At 33.2% G+C, this 20,650-nt stretch carries 16 protein-coding genes; 1 reads left to right on the top strand and 15 read right to left on the bottom strand.

The window, feature by feature from the left end; genetic code table 11:
- Positions 1-23: 23 nt before the first annotated feature.
- From RN605_RS00250 to RN605_RS00235, 4 genes are all read right to left on the bottom strand, one after another.
- A complete protein-coding gene (locus tag RN605_RS00250; RefSeq protein WP_313321397.1) occupies positions 24-1,193 on the bottom strand; it encodes a glycoside hydrolase family 88/105 protein in 1,170 nt (389 codons plus the stop codon).
- 253 nt (positions 1,194-1,446) lie between these two features.
- A complete protein-coding gene (locus RN605_RS00245) occupies positions 1,447-3,228 on the bottom strand; it encodes a RagB/SusD family nutrient uptake outer membrane protein (protein WP_313321396.1) in 1,782 nt (593 codons plus the stop codon).
- An 18-nt stretch (positions 3,229-3,246) separates the two neighbouring features.
- Positions 3,247-6,468, bottom strand: coding sequence for a SusC/RagA family TonB-linked outer membrane protein (locus RN605_RS00240; protein ID WP_313321395.1), 3,222 nt, complete (start codon positions 6,466-6,468; stop codon positions 3,247-3,249).
- 25 nt (positions 6,469-6,493) lie between these two features.
- Positions 6,494-7,942: a glycoside hydrolase family 28 protein gene (locus tag RN605_RS00235; protein ID WP_313321394.1), complete on the bottom strand. Its 1,449-nt coding sequence runs from the start codon at positions 7,940-7,942 to the stop codon at positions 6,494-6,496.
- Between the two features lie 304 nt (positions 7,943-8,246).
- Between RN605_RS00235 and RN605_RS00230 the strand changes: the two genes are divergently transcribed.
- Positions 8,247-9,278: a LacI family DNA-binding transcriptional regulator gene (locus RN605_RS00230; protein WP_313321393.1), complete on the top strand. Its 1,032-nt coding sequence runs from the start codon at positions 8,247-8,249 to the stop codon at positions 9,276-9,278.
- 35 nt (positions 9,279-9,313) lie between these two features.
- Here the strand turns inward: RN605_RS00230 and RN605_RS00225 are convergent, their stop codons facing one another.
- From RN605_RS00225 to RN605_RS00175, 11 genes are read right to left on the bottom strand one after another with little or no spacing between them, the layout of a single operon-like run.
- Complete coding sequence (locus tag RN605_RS00225; protein ID WP_313321392.1) at positions 9,314-10,927, bottom strand: UxaA family hydrolase; 1,614 nt, start codon at positions 10,925-10,927, stop codon at positions 9,314-9,316.
- Positions 10,928-10,938: 11 nt separating this feature from the next.
- Positions 10,939-12,387, bottom strand: coding sequence for a tagaturonate reductase (locus tag RN605_RS00220; protein ID WP_313321391.1), 1,449 nt, complete (start codon positions 12,385-12,387; stop codon positions 10,939-10,941).
- A 28-nt stretch (positions 12,388-12,415) separates the two neighbouring features.
- Positions 12,416-13,075 carry a beta/alpha barrel domain-containing protein gene (locus RN605_RS00215; protein ID WP_313321390.1) on the bottom strand — a complete coding sequence of 220 codons (660 nt, stop codon included), beginning with the start codon at positions 13,073-13,075 and terminating at the stop codon, positions 12,416-12,418.
- A gap of 4 nt (positions 13,076-13,079) precedes the next feature.
- Positions 13,080-13,529 carry a YhcH/YjgK/YiaL family protein gene (locus RN605_RS00210; RefSeq protein ID WP_313321389.1) on the bottom strand — a complete coding sequence of 150 codons (450 nt, stop codon included), beginning with the start codon at positions 13,527-13,529 and terminating at the stop codon, positions 13,080-13,082.
- Positions 13,530-13,534: 5 nt separating this feature from the next.
- The gene (locus tag RN605_RS00205; protein ID WP_313321388.1) at positions 13,535-14,584 is read right to left on the bottom strand and encodes a sugar kinase; all 1,050 of its coding nucleotides are present in this window, start codon (positions 14,582-14,584) and stop codon (positions 13,535-13,537) included.
- Positions 14,585-14,625: 41 nt separating this feature from the next.
- Entirely contained in the window at positions 14,626-15,630 is a 1,005-nt protein-coding gene (locus tag RN605_RS00200; protein WP_313321387.1) for a sugar kinase, read from the bottom strand.
- 9 nt (positions 15,631-15,639) lie between these two features.
- Positions 15,640-16,008, bottom strand: a complete 369-nt coding sequence (locus RN605_RS00195) for a cupin domain-containing protein (RefSeq protein ID WP_313321386.1) — start codon at positions 16,006-16,008, stop codon at positions 15,640-15,642.
- Positions 15,983-17,383 (bottom strand): glucuronate isomerase, encoded by a 1,401-nt coding sequence (gene uxaC, locus RN605_RS00190; protein WP_313321385.1) that lies wholly within the window; start codon positions 17,381-17,383, stop codon positions 15,983-15,985. Before uxaC ends, RN605_RS00195 begins: the two co-directional genes overlap by 26 nt.
- A gap of 12 nt (positions 17,384-17,395) precedes the next feature.
- Positions 17,396-18,181, bottom strand: a complete 786-nt coding sequence (locus RN605_RS00185; protein ID WP_313321384.1) for a gluconate 5-dehydrogenase — start codon at positions 18,179-18,181, stop codon at positions 17,396-17,398.
- Between the two features lie 3 nt (positions 18,182-18,184).
- The gene (gene kduI / locus RN605_RS00180) at positions 18,185-19,021 is read right to left on the bottom strand and encodes a 5-dehydro-4-deoxy-D-glucuronate isomerase (protein ID WP_313321383.1); all 837 of its coding nucleotides are present in this window, start codon (positions 19,019-19,021) and stop codon (positions 18,185-18,187) included.
- Between the two features lie 19 nt (positions 19,022-19,040).
- The gene (locus RN605_RS00175; RefSeq protein ID WP_313321382.1) at positions 19,041-20,486 is read right to left on the bottom strand and encodes an MFS transporter; all 1,446 of its coding nucleotides are present in this window, start codon (positions 20,484-20,486) and stop codon (positions 19,041-19,043) included.
- Between the last annotated feature and the right edge of the window lie 164 nt (positions 20,487-20,650).

Raw genomic sequence — 20,650 nt, 5'->3', positions numbered from 1 at the left:
AGTTTAAAAGATTATTAAAATGGCTATTTATTTAATTCTAAAGCAGCAAGTATAAAAGGACCAGTTGCTTTTGGGTCGTTATCTTTTTTTCTTTCATTGATGTAATAAGAATACGAACCGTCACGATATGGTTTTCCACCTAATCCAGCAACAGCACAAGCTTGAGTGATAGTTATTTCGCCATCATCATCCACTTTTATAAGTTGAGATGTTAATCCTTTGAAAGCTTTACAAGCTACTTTTTTAAACTTTTTTGGTAAATAACCTTTGTTTGCGCCTTTTGCCATTGCATAGGCAAACATTGATGAACCCGAAGATTCTAGATAATTACCTTCGCTTCCGCCTTTGTCGGTAACTTGATACCAAAGTCCAGATTTATCCTGAAATTTTGCCAAGCTATTTGAAATGTTATTTAAATAAGTTATCAATTCTTTTCGTTTTGGATGTTCTTTTGGAAAATAATCTAATACATCTACTAATGCCATCATGTACCATCCGATAGATCTTGACCAAAAATTTGGTGAGCAACCTGTTTCTTTATCTGCCCAAGGCATTTCTTTGCTTTCATCCCAACCATGATATAACAAACCTGTTTTTTTGTCGGTAGCATGAGCTTGAATAAGTTCAAATTGTTTAGCGATATCATCAAAACTAGCACCTTTTTCAAAACGCAAGGTATATTCAGCATAAAATGGTTCTCCCATATATAAACCATCGAGCCACATTTGATTAGGATATATTTTTTTATGCCAAAATCCTCCGCTTTGTGTTCGAGGTTGTTCTTGCAATTGCTTTCTCAATAAATTGATGACTTTCAAATATCTGGAATCTTTAGTAGTATCGTATAAATTAAAAAGTATTCTACCTGCTGTAACCATGTCAATGTTATAACTTTCAAACTTGTATGATTTTATAGTTCCATCATTATCAATACATGCATCTGCATAACCTTTTATATAATCGTAATATTTTTGATTCTTTGTTTTGTTGCATAATTTTTCAAACGAAGTTAAAACCAAACCATGCACGTAATCCCATTTTGGTTCTTTTTGCCCATCAATTTGATAAGCCTCAAGATTTCGTTTCATAATGGACAAAGCCATTCTTTCCGACCATTTTAATTTTGATGAAATTTTAAAATCTTGTTCATTCTGACTATTGGTCGTAAATCCAACAAAAAATACAATCATCATAAAGAAGATTTTAACTTTAGGAAAAGATTTTCTTTTTCTCATAACTTTTGTTTGCATATCTATCTCAAAAATGAAAAACATTTGTGAAATAAAACTTTATATAGGTTTTAAAAAATAAAAAAGAGACACATTTAAAAACATGCCCCTTTTAAAAAAACCAAATTATATTCTAAATTTTGAAAGTTCAGTAGTATAATCTAACAAGCCATTACAGATATAGTTTGTAAAAATCATATTACTTGAATTTTAATCATTAATAATTATAATCGTTCACTAATAAACCATTACTTGAATCTAAAAATACTTGCCAAATTGGCCAAAACTGTCTATTGTCAGGATTTTGATTTGGTCTCCATAAACCATTAATTTTGGCATCAGTTAAATTAGTCCAACTTACAGAAGTATACCCTGCACCTGGATCACTAGTTTCACCATGATTTAATCCGTAAACATTTAATGTTATATTATCTGCATTATACTTGTAATATAAAGTTGAAGGAACATCTGCATATTCGCCTGTACGTTGTTGTAAACGAACCATTTTTGCTTTAGCGTCTGCTAAATTAGTGCCTAATAAATTCCAACGAATTAATGCCATTTTACGTTCCATTTCACCAGTAAACTCAAACTTATGTTCTTCAACAATAGCATTAAACATGGCTTGTTTTGTAGTTAATGCGTTAACATAACCTTCAACTTTTACAGGTTGTAAAGCAGCTGGGAAAGCTCTATTTCTAATTTGTTTTAAATATGGTGCTGCTGCTGCAGGTCCTTCTAATTCGTTAGCAGCTTCTGCAGCCATCAATAAAATTTCGGCATAACGCATGTAAATTTTATTTACTCCATCATCATTGGTAGAAGTAACAAAACGAGTCATCCACTCATATCTGTATTTACCAAAATACCATCTATTTATTGACCCTAACTGTTGTTTTGCAATTCCATTTACTGCTGCACCCCAAAGATATGGCACACAAGTAACATTTCTTCTGGTATCAGCAACATCATAATCATAAAAAATATGTGGAAGTGGTCCGGCTTGTCCACCTCTATTTGAACCATTGCTATGAAATTGATCTGGTGTAGTATGTCTCACTGCAAAAGTAAATAACATTCTGCCTCGTCCGTCTCCAAAAGGAATTTCCCAAAGTGATTCACCTCCAGCAGTTGTTATTTCTTTATTATAATTTCTCCAGAAAGTTTCAAAAGAAGATTCTAAATGGGCAGTCCCACTTAAAATAACATCTTTACATTCATTTAAAGCTAAATTATACATTAATTCAACTGAAAGCTCAGGATCATTGCTTCTTCTTATACCATCAGGATATTGTTGAAAACCACTTGCATACATTGCTAAACGAGCACGAAGTCCTTTTACAAATGCTTTATTAATTCTTTCTACATCAGAAGTTGCAGCACTACCATTTGGCCAAGGCACAAGAGTTGCAGCTTCACCTAAATCAGCAATAAGTTGTTTGTAAATCACATCTCTGCTAGATTTTGGTATATAAACTGTTTCGTTAACTATTGGCTCAAATCTTGCAGGCACATCGCCCCAAGCTCTTAATAAATCTGTGTAATACACAGCTCTTAAAGTTAAAGCTTCTCCTAATAAATAACCTAATTCTGATCCTGGAGTTGGATTACCATAAGTTCTTAAACCTCTAATACATAAATTAGCTCTTTCAATACCAGAATACATCATAGCCCAAGCGTTAATATTTTTGTTCATTTGGCTATTATTAGGCTTAGCATCATATGTACATAAATCAGCATTGTCGCTAGATGTAGACTCAGAAGAGTTATACCATTCTGAATCTGTATTCATTCCATACCAAGGTAAAAAACGACCTCTATAAGAATCTGTTTCTCCAAAAGGGATTTTAATTCCATCAACTGCACTTTTTGCTAAACCAGGACTTGAGAAAATAACTTGTTCATCCAAACTTGATACAGAAGGTGCTTCTAGATAGTCATTGCATGATGCCAAAAGACCACCTATTAGGATTCCTGAAATTATTACTATTTTTTTCATATTAAAAATTTTTATTTATTAAAAGCTAAGATTTAGCCCAAAAACGAATTGTCTACTACGTGGGTAAGGCGAATAATCAACGCCTGGTGTTAACGGTGTGTTTCTTCTTGTAGAAACTTCAGGATCAAGACCTGAATAATTTGTAATTATAAATACATTATTAGCTGTACCATAAAATCTTAATTTTGAGATTCCAATTTTAGATATTACAGATTTTGGTAATGAATAACCTAAAGTTAAAGTATTAAGTCTTAAGAAAGAACCATCTTCTATAGCCCAATCACTAAAAACATATCGTTGCATATAAGGTGACCACATAGATGTATTAGCATTTAAAGCTGTTAATTCAGTTGGATCAGTGACTATTAAACCAGTAGTTGGATTAAGATTTGTCCACCTAACACCATCAGCCATATCTGTAGTTAAATTTCTATATTGTCCTGTACCATTATTAGAAACTGCTGTGTTGAATTCTATTTTATTAGCATTGTAAACATCATTTCCATAACTCCAGTTGAAAGCAGCTGATAAATCAAAACCATAAGCGTTTGCATTTATTACAAAACCTCCAGTACTTGCTGGATTTGCATTTCCAATTACTTTTCTGTCGTTTATATCAACAATATCATCACCATTAATGTCTTTTAACTTCATAGATCCAGGTACAACATTGCCAATTACTGTTGAATTACTTACAACACCTGATTTTAAAGTATAAATACCATTATTAAAATCAAAATCAGAAACCTCGTATCTGCCATCGCTAACATAACCATACATTTGACCAATTGTCCCACCAACATTAACTAGAAAATCGTTTCCGATTGCAGAAGAAGCCCAGTTTGTTGATTCACCGAAATCATTCATTAATCCGAGAGAATTAATTCTATTTCTATTCATACCAATATTAAAAGATAAACTCAAACCGTAATTTTCTTTATCTAACACTACTAAATTAGCAGATGCTTCTAAACCTGTGTTTTGAATTTGCCCCATGTTTCTATACTGGTAATCATAACCTGTCCCTGGAGTCAAAAATCTCACTAACAAATCATTAGTTAAATTTTTATACAACTCAAAAGTTCCAGTAAATTTCCCTTTGAATAAATCAAAATCAAGACCAATATTTTGAGTTATTGTAGTTTCCCATTTCAAATCAGGATTTGCCATTATTTTTGTAGCAGCTAAGTAACTATCTACATTATTTATCCATGCAGAATTACTAGATTGGAATGTTTGAATAGTTTGTCCTGTTGGAATATTATTATTACCTGCTTGACCATAACTTGCTCTAAGTTTTAATTCACTTAACCATTTAACGTCTTTTAGAAAATCTTCTTTAGAAATTTTCCAAGCAGCTGCAGCAGAAGGAAAGTAACCCCATTTATTATCTCCTAAAAACTTACTTGAACCATCTGCACGGAAAGTAGCATCCAATAAATAACGATTTTTATAATCATAATGAGCACGACCAAAGAAAGACAATAATTTATCTTCTGGATCTTTAAAATTATTAATATACTGCGGAAGACCTAAAGATGACAAATTAATAGCATCACTAATATCGAATAACTTTGGATACCCGTGAATAGCACTAGTTTCTGTTTCTCTTTTAAAGTTTAACATTTCTTCACCTAAAAGTAAAGTAAGGTTATGATTTTCACTTACTATATTTTTGAAATCATAATTTAAAGTGTTAGCATTTCTAAATCTTGAGTCTTTACGATCATTAATTACTAATGAAGGTAATCCTTGATTTTCAGCCGATGGTATATTTCTAACATAATAAGTAGAACGACCATAAAAACGGTAATCTAAATAACTATAATTATCAAAACCAAAATCAGATTTCAATTTTAGATTTTTGGCCAATTTCCAAGAGAAACTACCTAACATATTAAGATTCTTTCTTTTTTGAAGTCTTTGATTATCATCTACAGCCACAAAAGGGTTTATTAAATAACTAGAAAGTGCTTCATCTGTATCATCAGTTGTAATACCTGGAAGTGGAATTGGAGAATATCCAACACTATGCCTTAATCTTGCATCAGCAGAAGAAATTTCATTTTGTTCATTTGCTCCACTACCATTAATTTCAGTATCTGAATAACGAGCTGTAAACGCTAAATCAACTTTATCACTCGCTTTATTCTTTAAATTAAATGAAATATTATCTCTCTTAAAGTCAGAACCAACCATTATTGTTTTTTCATTATATCTTGTATAATTAAAACTATAACTTAGTTTATCACTTCCTCCACGAATTCCCAAATCATGATTTTGAACTGTACCCGTTTTTCCGTAAATTTCTTTTTGCCAATTAGTTCCTTTTGCTCCATTATATTGACTAACATTATCCCAAGTTCCAAAAACATCATCAAATGAAGGCTGATCATTATATAATAAAGCATACTCGTATTGCCATTTTACAAAATCTTGAACTGGCAATACATCGATAGAATTTGCTAGTTTTTTAAATCCAATAAAATTATTATAGCTTACAGATATCTTACCATCATTTCCACTTTTGGTTGTAATTATAATTACACCATTAGCACCTCTTGAACCATAAATTGCAGTTGAAGAAGCATCTTTTAATACAGTAATCGAAGCAATATCAGAAGGAGATATATCACTCATGCTACCTACAGGGAAACCATCAACTATAATTAACGGAGAACTATCCTGTGTTAATGAACCTCCACCACGAACTCTAATTTTAATATCGGCATCTGGAGAACCTTCTGTTGATGTTACCTGAACACCAGCTAAACGACCTGTTAAAGCCTCAGCTACACTTGGCATCGATAATTTTTTCAAATCCTCACCAGAAATAGAAGTTATAGAACCTGTTAAATCAGACTTACGTGCTGTTCCGTACCCTATAACTACTACTTCATCAAGTTTTGAAGTTGCGTCTTTAAGAATGATACTAATATTAGTTTGTTTTCCAACAGTTACAGATTGAGTTGTATATCCAATATACGAAAACTCCAAAACACTTTTTTGTCCTGCTACATTGATTTTAAACTTACCGTCTAAATCAGTACTTGCAGAATTTTTTGACCCTACTTCAACAACATTTACCCCAGGTAGGCTCATTCCATTGGAGTCTAAAACAACTCCACTTACAGAAGTACCGTTCTGAGCCATGCTTTTTGAACTCATAAACAATACTAGTAAAATAGTAATAGCAAAATTGAATTTTGCTCCTTTGTTATACAAACATTTGATACTCATAATTATTATTTGGTTATTGATTTAGTTAATTATTTGGACTTTCAACTAAAGTCCCATTGATTTTTGTATTTATAAATTGAATGTTTTTGACATTTTCAAGTAGGTATTTATTTTCTACTTTTTCTATAATAACATCCTTTAAAATGATGTTTTCAATCGGATCGCTTTCATAACCTTTTGCCCAAACACCATATTTTCCACCATTCTTTACAGTGATATTTTCTAAGAAAATATTTTTCACTTTAGGAATAAAATTTCCAGTTTGATCTCCGTAAATGGCATAAAACATATTTACCTTAAGTACCGCTTCTTTTACTTGACCAACTTCAATATTTCTAACATAAACACCATCAACTGTTCCGCCTCTTCTTGAATTTGATTTTATTCTGATTACTCTATCTAAATTTGGGCTATCCATTTTACAGTCTTCAACAAAGACATTTTGTACTCCTGCAGACATTTCACTTCCAATAACAACTCCACCATGACCATCAATCATTTTACATTTTTGGACAACTATATTTTCGCTTTTAATTCCAACTTTTCTGCCTTCATTATCTCTTCCTGCTTTTATTGCAATACAATCATCACCAGTATTAAAAATACAATTTTTGATTATTACATTTTTAGAATATTCAGGATCGCAACCATCGTTATTTGGTCCATGACTTTGAACTGTAACACCATCTACAATTACATTTGTAGATTTCATAGGATGAAGAACCCAAAATGGAGCATTTATTATTTTTACATCTTTAATAAGAACGTTTGTACATCCAAATGGTTCGAAAAAATTTGGTCTCAAGTAATGTCCTTCACCAAAAACTCTTTTTTCAACTGGAACATCAGTTTGAGCCATATCCATTAGTGCAGGTAAATTTAATTTGTCCTTTTGTGAAGGCTGACCTTCTTTAAAACCATAAAAACTACCTTCTGAAGTACTTCCCTTCCATGGCCACCAATTAGTTTCATTAGCCTGACCATTTAAAACTCCTTTACCTGTAACTGCAACATTCTTTTTATTGTAAGCATATATCAAAGGAGAATAATTCATTAATTCCATACCTTCAAAAGAAGTATGAACAATTGGATAATCTTTTGGATTTGTGCTAAACAAAACCTCTGCTCCATCTTCTAAATGAAAATTAACATTATCTTCTAAATGGATTGGTCCCGTAAAATATTTACCAAAAGGAACAGAAACAATACCTCCACCATTTTGAGAGCAAGATTGAATTGCCTTTTTAAATACTAATGTATTATCAAAACTTCCATCTGCAACAGCACCAAAATCTGTAACTAAATAAACTTTATTCTTAAAAACAGGTTCTTTAACATTATTTATAATCTGATACATTTTACTCCAATCAACATCTGAAACTTCAGATTTATCTTTTTTTGTAGCGCATGAAACAAACAACACGTTGAGTGTGAAAAAAATAATGATTATTCTAAAAAAATTCTGTTGAAACATTTAGTTAAATTTACGTAAAACTTCAAAAACAGCTTCTGAAGTCGCTTAATGCAATCGATTACACAAACGTAATTATTAATTTTAATTTTACCAAAAAAAAAGGTATAAAAAAACGTTTAATACAAAAATATAGCAATTATTTTATATAAATGTTAATTGGAGTAGATTTATTATCAAATAAAAATTTATTTAATTTGCCTGAAATTCAAAAAAATAACATAATTTTCAAACAATTTAGTAATCGATTACATAAATTATATTTTTCGAATTAATTTATTATTTTAGCCAAAACAAAAAACTCAAAATGAGTCCAAAAGCAACCATTTACGATATAGCAAAAGAATTAAATATATCTGCTGCAACTGTATCAAGAGCTCTTAATAACAATCCAAAAATAAGTGAAAGTACTTGTAAGCTAGTAATAGAAACGGCTGCAAGAATGAATTACAAGCAAAACAAATTAGCTCAAGCTTTAAAAAGTGGTAAGAGCCACAATATTGGTGTGATTGTACCACGTATTGATAGCAATTTTTTTGCTTCTATTATCAGAGGAATTGAAGAAGAGTTATATCCACACAAATATAATGTCATTATCTGTCAAACTCATGAAGACGAAAAAAGAGAAATTGAAAATATAAATACACTATTAAACACTCAAGTTGATGGAATATTAATGTCAGTTTCAAATATGAGTTCTGAAAATGATAGAGTAATTGAAAAAGTTCTAGAAAAGAAAGTTCCTGTTATATTTTTTGACAGGAAAAAAAATATTCATGGAGTAAGTTCAGTTACCATTAATGACTTTGGTGCAGCATATGCTGCAACTAAACATCTAATTGAACAAGGTTCTTCAAAAATTGCTTATTTCACAGGTGATCGTTCATTAGAAATTTATGAAAATCGTTTTAACGGATACAAGCAAGCTTTAATTGATAGTGGTCTTAATTTAAAAGAAGACTATGTTATTCAAACAAAGAGTAATGTTGAAGCTGGTAAAATGGCAGTAAAAAAACTTTTAAAATTGAAAGATAAGCCAGATGCAATATTCTCTGCCAGTGATTTTGCTGCACTTGGAGCTATTCAAGAATTAAAATCACAAGGAATAAGAATTCCAGAAGATTTTTGTGTTGTAGGTTTTGGAAATGAACCTTTTACAGAATTTATGGAACTTTCTATATCTTCTGTTGATCAAAACACTATGGAAATGGGTAAAGTGGCCGCACAAGTATTTATGGAACAAATAAATAATACCGATAAAAACTCAAAAATTGAGAAAAAGGTAGTTTTAAATGCTGAATTACTTATTCGAAAATCTTCTTCTAAAGAATCAAAATAAAAAAAGAGTGAATTAAAATTCACTCTTTTTTGTTTTTATAATGATACTCCTCTTTTCCAAGGAATAAACACATCTTGTTTCAACTGGTCTGCTTTTGTTTCTATGTTTCCGCTCGCTAACTCTATGATGTAATCTACTATTTCTGCTCCTACTTCGGCAATGGTTTTCTCACCGGTAATTACTGTTCCAGCATTTACATCAATAATATCAGACATTCTGTTAATTAAAGCCGAATTAGATGAGATTTTAACAACAGGTGCAATCGGATTTCCCATCGGATTTCCTAAGCCAGTAGTAAATAAAACAACCGTTGCTCCTGATCCTACTAATCCAGTAGTACATTCGGCGTCATTTCCTGGCGTATTCAAAAGATTTAGCCCAGGTTTTGAAATGTATTCACCATAATCCAAAACATCTACAACCGGAGAAGTTCCTCCTTTTTTGGCTGCACCGGCCGATTTCATCGCATCGGTAATTAATCCGTCTTTAATATTTCCGGGTGACGGATTCATATCAAATCCTGAACCAGCATCTACAACCGATTTCTCAAAAGCTTTCATTAAAGTTAAAAACTTGTTGGCTTTTTCTTCATCGACACATCGGTCCATCAATTCTTGCTCAACACCACATAATTCCGGAAATTCTGCCAAAATGGTTTTCCCGCCTAGAGCAGCAAAAATATCTGAAACTACTCCTAAAGCAGGATTCGCTGATATTCCTGAAAATCCATCAGAACCACCACATTCCAGACCAATATTTAGTTTTGAAAGCGGTGCAGGTTTACGTTGAATTTGGTTGGCTCTTTTAATCGCTTCATACGAATCTTTAATTACCATTTGGAACATTTGATCAGTAGTCCCGATTTGTTGTTGCTCATAGATCAAAATTTCTTTGTCACTATTAGGATTTATTTCCTTCAAAGCCTTTTTAAATATATCTATTTGCAAATTTTGACATCCTAAACTTAAAACCGTAGCCCCTGCAACATTAGGATTGTTCACATAGCCTGCAAGCAGTTTAGCTAACAACTCCGAATCTTGTCGAATTCCACCACAACCACCTTGATGGTTGATGAATTTTACTTCGATATTATCTAAAAGATTTTCATTTGGATTTTTCTCTGCTACTTCTTCGACGCTTTTTTCTTCAATCAAAGAGCGCAATAAGTTTTTATACAAAACATCTTTTTTAGGCAGTAATTCGTTTTCGAAAATCTCTTTTAGTTTCTCAATGTTTTTGTTTTCACAAAAAACCAATGGAAAAAACAACCAAACATTCTTGGTTCCCACTTGTCCATCAGCACGATGAAATCCCATAAAGGTTTTGTCTTTCCAACGATCTACATTGGGAGGAGTCCAACCTAAATTTGCTTTCTTTCCAAAAACTTCTTCACTTTTATGTTTTACATTTTCGGTCGTAATTACTTCTCCTTTTTTTATAGATTGTGCAGCTTTACCCACCAAAACACCATACATGATAATATCATCACCAATTGCAAAATCAGTCTCTGCAATTTTATGTTTGGCTTTAACATCAGTTGTTGGAACAACTGTAGTTCCCTCAAAGGTAATTTGTTCACCTCCAACCAAATCGGTCAAGGCCACAATTACATTATCGGCTGGGTTTACTTTTAATACTTTCTTTTGCATGATTAATTTCTTTATGATTGAAATTGCTTGTTGAAATTCAAATAGCCTTGTTCAACCCCATTGCTTTCGATTTCTGATAATGCCAAAACAATATCCTGAACCAAGCCATTAATTTTAGTTAAATCTTCTCCCCAAAATTCTTCATTAGCCAAAACTCGGTTTACCACTAATTCCAAATCTTTTAATTGCCAAGCTGCATTAAATTCTTCTATAATTTCCGGAGTATCTTTTATTGGCAAAGCATTTCCATTCCATGTTCCTTTGTAAAATTGAATTAAACAAGCAAATGAAAACGTCAAATTGGTCGGAAGCTGTTTGTGGTCGTTATAATATTGTAACAAACTTGGCAAAACACGAACTTTGAATTTTGAAATCGAATTCAAGGCAATATCTGATAAAGCATGTTTAATAAATGGATTTCTAAAACGGTCCATTACTTCATCCGAATAGGCCAACACTTCACTTTTGTCAAAGGGTAATGTCCCATTGATTTCCGAAATGATGCTGTCTACAAATTTACCGGTAAAATCACCATCAACCGTTTGCATTACCGTTTCGTTTCCGTACAATAATGAAAACGGAACCATAGCGGTGTGCGCTCCATTCAAAATACGAACTTTCAAGGTTCTGAACGGTTGCATATCATCCACAATCTTAACATTCAAATCGGTTTTGTCAAACGGCAATTTTTTTCTCAACTCATCTCCACCTTCAATTACCCAAAGGAAGAACGGCTCTGCCGTAACAATCAAATTATCCTGATAGTTCAACTTGCTGTTGTACTCTTCTATTTCGTTTCTCGGATATCCCGGGACAATTCGGTCAACCAAAGTATTATGGAATGAACAGCTTTCCAACAACCAGTTTTTAAACGCATTATCTAAACTCCAAAGAGCACAATACTTCAAAATAATTTCTTTTAACGTATCCGCATTATAATTGATCAACTCACAAGGAATAATAGTAACTCCTTTGCTGACATCACCATTAAAATGCTTGAATCTTTCGTGCAATAGTACCGTTAATCTTGCCGGAAAAGCTACCGGTGGCTGCATGTTATAGGTATCTGTATCGATGTACTCGATACCCGCTTCCGTAGTATTTGAAATGATGAATTGAAGCTCTTCCTCTTTGGCTAAATCAAGATAATCTGAATATTCTTTGTAAGGATTAATTCCTTTAACAACATTCGTAATCAGCTCAATATCCTGAATTTTAGTTCCTTTCTTGATTCCGTTCATAAACAAGGTATACAAACCGTCCTGATCATTGATCATATTCATCATCCCGTTTTCCAATGGCTGAACCATCGCAACACCGGCGTTGAAATCGAGTTCATTATTCAGTCTCTGAAAAGCGTAATCAACGAAAGCCCTTAAGAAATTACCTTCACCATATTGTACCACTTTAATTGGAAACTTCTTTTCTAACCCTTGGCTTTTTCTGTTTAATTTTTCCATTTTATTGCTAATTACTTGATGTTATTATTTATTTTATGGTTTGGATTAATTCCAAAACTTTTTTGGTTTCTGCTTCAATGGTTGCATAATCTTTTGCAGCCATTAATGGTTTGCTGATTAATTTACTTCCCATTCCAACTGCTGAAACTCCTGCTTTGTACCAACCTTCAATATTTTCTCTTGTAGTATCAACGCCTCCAGTTGGCATGAACAATAATTTCGGGAAAATATCTTTAATACCGCTCAAGAATTCTGGCCCTAACATATTTCCTGGAAATAATTTAATGAATTTTACTCCAGCATTTTCTGCAGCAATAATTTCAGTTGGAGTCATACAACCTGGGCTATATAAAACTTCTTTACTATTTAAAAATGCTGCTACTTCTGGCACAAATCCTGGACTAATGAAAAAATCAGCACCAACCGCAAAATATTCTTCAGCTTGTTGCAGATTTTTAATGGTTCCAATTCCTAATAATAAATCAGGCATTTCGGCATTTCTAACTTCCACCATTTTAGTGAAGTTACTCAATGCAGCATCACCTCGACTAGTATATTCAACCGCTTTCACTCCTGCTCTATAAATTGCTCTTAAAACTTCAATGGTTACCTCTTCATCGGCATTGAAATACAACGGAAGCATTCCCTGTTGTACAATCGCATCGGTTACTTTTTGTATGTTGCTCATTTTTTTAAATTTTAACTTTAAATACTAATTTTTTAATTGCTCCATCGCCAATCATTGGCGCATGTACATCTTCCGGATAGAAAATGACAAACTGATTGTTGGTTAACTGAAAAAACATATCCGGTTCATCATTGAAAAAGCGAACATCTTTCTCATCATTGTACTCTCCGTTTGGAATATTGCATTTTTCTCTTGGTTTCCAACCAATTGTTTCTAAACCATTTACACAGATTTGGATATCAATATTTTGGTCATGACATTCAAATTTTTCCAAGCTAGTTTCAGCTGTCTTTCCGTTTCCGTTGCTTACAATCAATTTTAAACCTTCAGCAATGTCATGTTTTCCATCTTCCAAAGAATTCAAATCTTTATCTTGAAGATATTCGAATGCTGTGGCAAACAAAGGATGTAAACTACTGTATTTTAAACCGTTATTTAGTGTATCTACAATCATGATAATTATCTTGCCACTCTACCAGAAGCATCGCCTCCCATTAATTTTTGAACTTCATCAACTGTTACTAAGTTAGCATCACCTTTAATTGTGTGTTTTAAGCAAGAAGCAGCTACTGCAAAGTCTAGTGCGTTTTGGTCATCATCTGGATATGTTAATAATCCGTAGATTAATCCACCCATAAAACTATCACCTCCACCAACTCTATCTACGATATCTGTAATTTGATATTGACGGGTTTGTAACATTTGTTTTCCATCGTATAAAACTCCTGCCCAAGTATTGTGAGAAGCAGAAATTGAACCACGTAATGTTGTAATTACTTTTTTAGCTCTTGGGAATCTTTCCATCATTTGTTGGCAAACCGATAAGAACGCTTCGGCTTTAACATCATGTCCATGAGTTTGTACCGCTGCTCCTTCAGGTTTGATACCAAAGTGCATTTCAGCATCTTCTTCATTTCCTAGAACTACATCACAATACGAAGTCAATTCAGTCATGATTTCTTCTCTTTTTGCAGCGTCACAGTATTTCCAAAGCTTAGCACGGTAATTCAAATCGGTTGAAATAGTAACTCCCATTTTGCTGGCTACCTTCACCGCTTCCAAACAAACATCAGCAGAACTTTGAGAAATTGCAGGCGTAATACCGGTCCAGTGGAACCACTCAACATCTTGAAATACCTCTTCCCAGTTGATCATACCAGACTGAATAGTAGACATTGAAGAATAAGCTCTGTCATAAACTACTTTACTTCCTCTGCTAACGGCACCTGTTTCTAGAAAATAAATTCCTAAACGTTCTCCACCCCAAACAATTTTATCGACACCAACTCCTCTTTTACGCATTTCCATCATAGCACACTCTCCAATATCATTCTTTGGTAAACGTGTTACAAAATCTACCGGAATTCCATAATTAGCTAATGAAACCGCTACATTTGATTCTCCACCTCCATATACAACATCAAAATTGTCTGCTTGTGAAAATCTTAAAAATCCTTGTGGTGCTAATCTTAACATTATCTCACCAAATGTTACTACTTTTTTAGACATTGCTTTTTAAATTTTTGTTTTATATTCTATTTATTTTATTCTTATCTTGAAACTCTTCCGCCACCAAAACCTTGCATCAATGCTTCTACTTCTTTAACGGTTGCCAAATTAATATCACCCGAAATGGAATGTTTTAAACAAGCTGCTGCCACTGCGAATTCTAATACTGTTTGATAATCTTCTTTGTATGTCAATAATCCGTAAATTATTCCTGCCATAAATGCATCTCCAGCTCCAATTCTATCAATAATATGCGAAACATTGTATTTTCTGGATTGTAACATGTTTTTACCATCCCAAAATGAAGCACTTATACCATTTGATGATGCATTAGCTTGTATCCTTTGAGTTGTAACAATATTTTTCAACTTTGGAAAAGCTTTCATCCAACTCGAAAAAACAGTTTCTTGCGTATCGTCTTCATTATAATCTATTCCTAAAACTTTTTCAGTTTCATCGGCACCACCTAATAACACATCACAATATTTAACCAAATTAGGCATTACTTCATTGGCTTTTTTACCATACCTCCAAAGTGTTGGTCTGTAATTCAAATCAGCTGAAATCGTCAACCCCATTTTATCTGCTACCATCAAAGCTTCTTCACACAATTCAGCCAAATCCTGAGAAAGTGATGGCGTGATTCCCGACCAATGAAACCATTGGGCATCTTTGAATATCGATTCCCAATCAATCATTCCTTTTCTTAAAAGCGAAAATGAAGAATCTTCGCGATCATAAACTACTTTTCCAGGTCTTTCTGATGCACCTTGTTCAAAATAATAAATACCCAATCGTTTCCCTTGTGTAGTTACAATTGGTTCAACTCCAAAAGAACGCAACATGCTTATGGAAGATTCTCCCAATTCATTGGGTGGAACAGCTGTGATAAATTTGACCGGAATTCCAAATTTTGCCAATGATGCTGCAACATTTGCTTCTGCACATCCGTAATATAAATCAAAGGAAGTTGCCTGAGTTAATCGTAAATAACTTGGTGGCGACAACCTTAATAATATTTCTCCGAATGTGACTACTTTATTCATTATTCAGTATTATTTTAAAAAATCTTCTCTCATTGGACTAAAAACGTCAACCAACATTCCGGCTTCTAGACAAACTACACCATGAAAAACTTCGGACGGAATATGAAAAGAATCTCCTTTTTCTAATATTGTTGTTTCATCTCCAATGGTTACTTCGAATCTTCCTTCAGATATGTGAGTAACCTGTGAATGAGGATGATTGTGTAATGGTTCAACTCCCCCTTTTTCAAATCGTACATTGACCATCATGACATTATCATCGAAACCAACGATTTGTCGCTGTATTTTATCATCAACCGTTTCCCATTCGGTTTTTAGATACTTGAAAAAAACATCGCTTGCCATCATCTCTTTAGAATTTAAAATATTCTTTTGCATTATTGTAACTGATGTCAGCAACCATTTTTCCTATCCATTCCATATCATTTGGCAATTCACCTCTTTTGATTTCATCTCCTAAAAGATTGCACAAAATTCTTCTGAAATATTCGTGTCTTGGGAACGATAAGAAACTTCTAGAATCGGTTAACATCCCAACAAAACAACTAATCAATCCCATATTGGATAAAGCATTTAATTGTTTGGTCATTCCGTCTTTCTGGTCCAAAAACCACCAACCAGAACCAAATTGTACTTTTCCTTTAACGCTACCATCATTAAAATTACCAATCATCGTTGCCATAACTTCGTTGTCAGCAGGATTCAAGTTGTAAATAATGGTTTTGGTCAATTTATCTTTACTATCTAACGCATTTAAGAATGCTGATAGTTTTTGAGCTTGTGAAAAATCTCCAATAGAATCCCAACCTGTATCTGGTCCGAGAATACTGTGCATACGAGCATTATTGTTACGTAAAGCACCTAAGTGAAACTGTTGTACCCAACCAAATTCATGATACGTTTCAGATAAAAACAATAACACCGCACTTTGGAATTTTAATGCTTCTTCATGGCTAACCTCTTTTCCTTCTCTTTTCTTTTTGAAAATAGTATTGATTTCACTTTCAGTAAAGTTTTCAAAGTAAATATGTTCTAAACCATGGTCTGAAAGTCGGCTGCCATTATCATGAAAATATTGAATTCTTTTCTTTAGAGCTTCGTATAAATCAACTAACGAATTTATAGCAACTCCAGCGACTTCGCCTAATGTATTGATGTATTCGTTATAGCCTTCATTGTTAATCAAAATAGCTTTGTCTGGTCTAAAAGCTGTACTTACTTTTACACTAAAATCACTTTTAGCCAATTGTTGATGAAACTCTAAATTATCGATTGGATCTTCGGTGGTACAAACCAATTCTGCATTTACTTTCTTCAATAAATTTTGAGTACTATATGCTGCAGAATTTACTTTTGCTGATGCTTGCTCGTAAATAAATTCAGCTGATTTTTCATTTAACAAATCATAGATATCAAAATAACGCGCTAATTCTAAATGTGTCCAATGATACAAAGGATTACGCATCGTATAGGGAACCGTTTTTCCCCATTGCAAAAATTTATCTTTATCGGAAGCATTTCCGGTGATGAACTGTTCGTTTACTCCAAGTGTTCGCATCGCACGCCATTTGTAATGATCGCCATTGATCCAAACTTTCGTGATGTTATCAAAAATGGTGTTTTCGGCAATATGCTGAGGCGACAAATGATTGTGATAATCAATGATAGGCTGGTTTTTAGAATAATTATGATATAATTCTTCTGCGTATTTATTTTCTAATAGAAAGTTATCGTGTATAAAACTTGTACTCATTTCTTCTAAATATTATTCTTCATTTGAAGGTTTACCGATGGTGGCTAAAATTCCACCATCAACATATATAATTTGTCCGTTCACAAAATCACTAGCTTTTGAAGCCAAGAAAACAGCTGCTCCAGCTAAATCTTCAGGATTACCCCAACGTGCCGCCGGAGTTCTACTAATAATAAAATCATTGAATGGATGTCCGTCAACTCTAATTGGAGCTGTTTGTGAAGTAGCAAAATATCCTGGTCCAATTCCGTTTACCTGAATGTTGTGTTTAGCCCATTCTGTCGCCAGATTTTTGGTTAACATTTTCAATCCACCTTTGGCAGCAGCGTAAGCCGAAACTGTATTTCTTCCTAATTCGCTCATCATTGAGCAGATATTTATAATCTTTCCTTCTTTACGTTCAATCATTTGTTTTGCCACTAATTGTGACATAATAAAAGGCCCAACCAAATCAACATCAATGACTTGCCTGAATTCTGAAACTGCCATTGAAATTGCTGGTTCTCTTTTAATAATTCCAGCATTATTTACCAGAATGTGAATGTCTCCCAATTCTTTTGTAATCAAATCAATGTTTTCTTGTGCAGCATTTTCATTGGTCACATCAAATAAATAGCCCGATGCTTTGTAACCTTTGCTTTTATAATAAGACAATGCTTCTTCCATTTTAGAAGGTGTTGTTCCGGTAATTACCAATTCAGCACCAGCTTGCGCCAAACCTTCGGCCATTGCTTGTCCTAAACCGTGCGTTCCACCAGTTATTAGCGCTCTTTTTCCTTTTAAATCAAATAAATTCATGCCTTATCTTAAATCGGTTATTTTACAAACGTCCATATCGCCATAATCTAAATTCTCACCAGCCATTCCCCAAATAAAAGTATAGTTTGAAGTTCCTGAACCCGAATGAATAGACCATGGTGGAGAAATAACCGCTTGATGATTGTTCATCCAAATGTGTCTTGTTTCTTGTGGTTCACCCATAAAATGACAAACTGCTTGATTTTCTGGAATATCTAAATAGAAGTACACTTCCATTCTTCTGTCATGTACGTGAGCTGGCATGGTATTCCAAACGCTTCCTGGTTTTAATTCGGTCATTCCCATTTGTAATTGACAAGTGGTAACGATTCCGCCAATAATCATTTGGTTCACTGTTCGATGATTTGCCGTTTCCATAGAACCTAATTCTAACTTATTTGCTTCTGCTAAACCTACCTTTTTTGTTGGATGATTTGTATGAGCTGGAGCAGAGTTGATATAAAATTTTGCAGGATTTTTGGCATCATCACTTTTAAATATAACTTCTTTGTTACCACTTCCTATGTAAAGTGCATCTTTATGACCTAATTCGTATGCAGTTCCATCAACGACAACAGTTCCTTTTTCGCCAACATTGATGATACCCATTTCACGACGTTCTAAAAAGTAACTTGATTTTAGTGCATCAATAGTTTCTAAAGTCAAAGGAGTTACAGGAACCGCAGAACCCACAATATATCGGTCGTAATGAGAATAGGTTAAGTTTATTTTTCCTTCTTCCATTAGGTTATCAATTAAGAATTCATCTCTTAATTGTTTAGTATCATACTTTTTTACAGCTTGAGGACTCGAGGCGTATCTTGAAGTGTAATTTGTCATTGTAATGTATTTCTAATTTTTATAAATCTGTAATCGGGCTGTATTTAGGCACTAAAGTTTTCATAACACTCCATCCGATGATATAACATACTGCACAAATGGAGAAAATAATGAAATAACCAGCTTCAATTCCGTGAAAGCCCATGAAAGACATATCGGTATCTTTACTGTAATCAAATAAAACTCCAGAACCTTTATTGATTAACGTTGATCCAATTCCACCAGCTAATCCACCAATACCTGTAATGGTTGCAATAGCTTTTTTAGGAAACATATCTCCAACAGTTGTAAAAATATTTGCTGACCAAGCTTGGTGTGCTGCACCAGCAATACCAATAATAAGAACTGGTATCCAATAAGTATAATGTCCTAATGGCTGCGCAACTAAAGCTAATAGTGGAAAAAATGCAAAAATCAACATCGCTTTCATTCTTCCTTCGTATGGATTCATTCCTTTTTTGTCAACAAAATAAGTTGGTAACCAACCTCCAATTATTGACAATAATGTAATCATGTATAAAACGAATAAAGGCAGTGCTGCTTCAGTAGAATCCATGCCGTATACCGAACTTAAATAGGCTGGTGTCCAAAATAAAAAGAACCACCATACACCATCTGTCATAAATTTCCCAAAAGCAAAAGCCCAAGTTTGTTTGTATTTAAAACAATCAGCAAAAGAAACTTTATCTGTTGTTTCAGCAACATAACCAACAATTTTACTGTCGGCAATAATATCTTGCTGTATATATTCTAATTCTGAAGCACTAACTTTTTTATGTTTTTCAGGCTTATCATACATAAAAACCCAAAATCCCATCCAAACAAACCCTAAAGCTCCAATAATGATAAATGCCATTTCCCATCCATATGCTTTAGCAATAAATGGAATTGTCAATGGCGCCAATAACGCACCAACTGTTGCTCCAGCATTAAAAATACTTGTTGAAAAAGCTCTGTCTTTCTTTGGAAAATATTCAGCTGTTGTTTTAATTGCTGCAGGAAAGTTTCCAGCTTCACCAACTGCTAAAATAAAACGCGCAAATATGAATAGAGTAACACTAACAGAAATTACCAAAGCGGTATCATCAACTGTATTAATAATTTCTTTTGCACCACCAAAACTCACAAACCAATCACCAGTAATTATTCCTGAAGTTGCTATTCCACAAAATGCATGCAAGCAAGCACCGACAGACCAAATTCCAATAGCCCAAAGAAACCCTTTTTTTGTATCCATTAAATCCACAAATCTTCCTGCAAACAATAATGAAATAGCATAAAATATTGAAAACAATGCTGTTATATTTCCATAATCATTATTTGTCCAATGAAATTCAGGCGCAATAAAATCTTTCCAGGTTAATGAAAGTACTTGTCTGTCTAAATAATTAATAGTTGTTGCAAAAAATAATAAAGAACAAATTGTCCAACGATAATTTCCAACAACTTTGCTTGATTCTTTCATTTCAGTTTATATTTTTGTTTGTGGTTTTTTAATAGCTATTCGTTCAATCAATGTAATCGATTGCACAAATATAAATTTAATTATATTTATATCATAAATAATTTAATAATAATTTTAAATTTATTGCAAAAAAAAATACAATTCATAAAAAAATAGCCTCATTA

It is taken from the genome of Flavobacterium sp. PMTSA4, from assembly GCF_032098525.1.
Taxonomy (GTDB): Bacteria; Bacteroidota; Bacteroidia; order Flavobacteriales; family Flavobacteriaceae; genus Flavobacterium; species Flavobacterium capsici.
The sequence above is the reverse complement of the archived record's forward strand: the minus strand, read 5'-3'. Positions and strand labels throughout refer to the sequence as shown.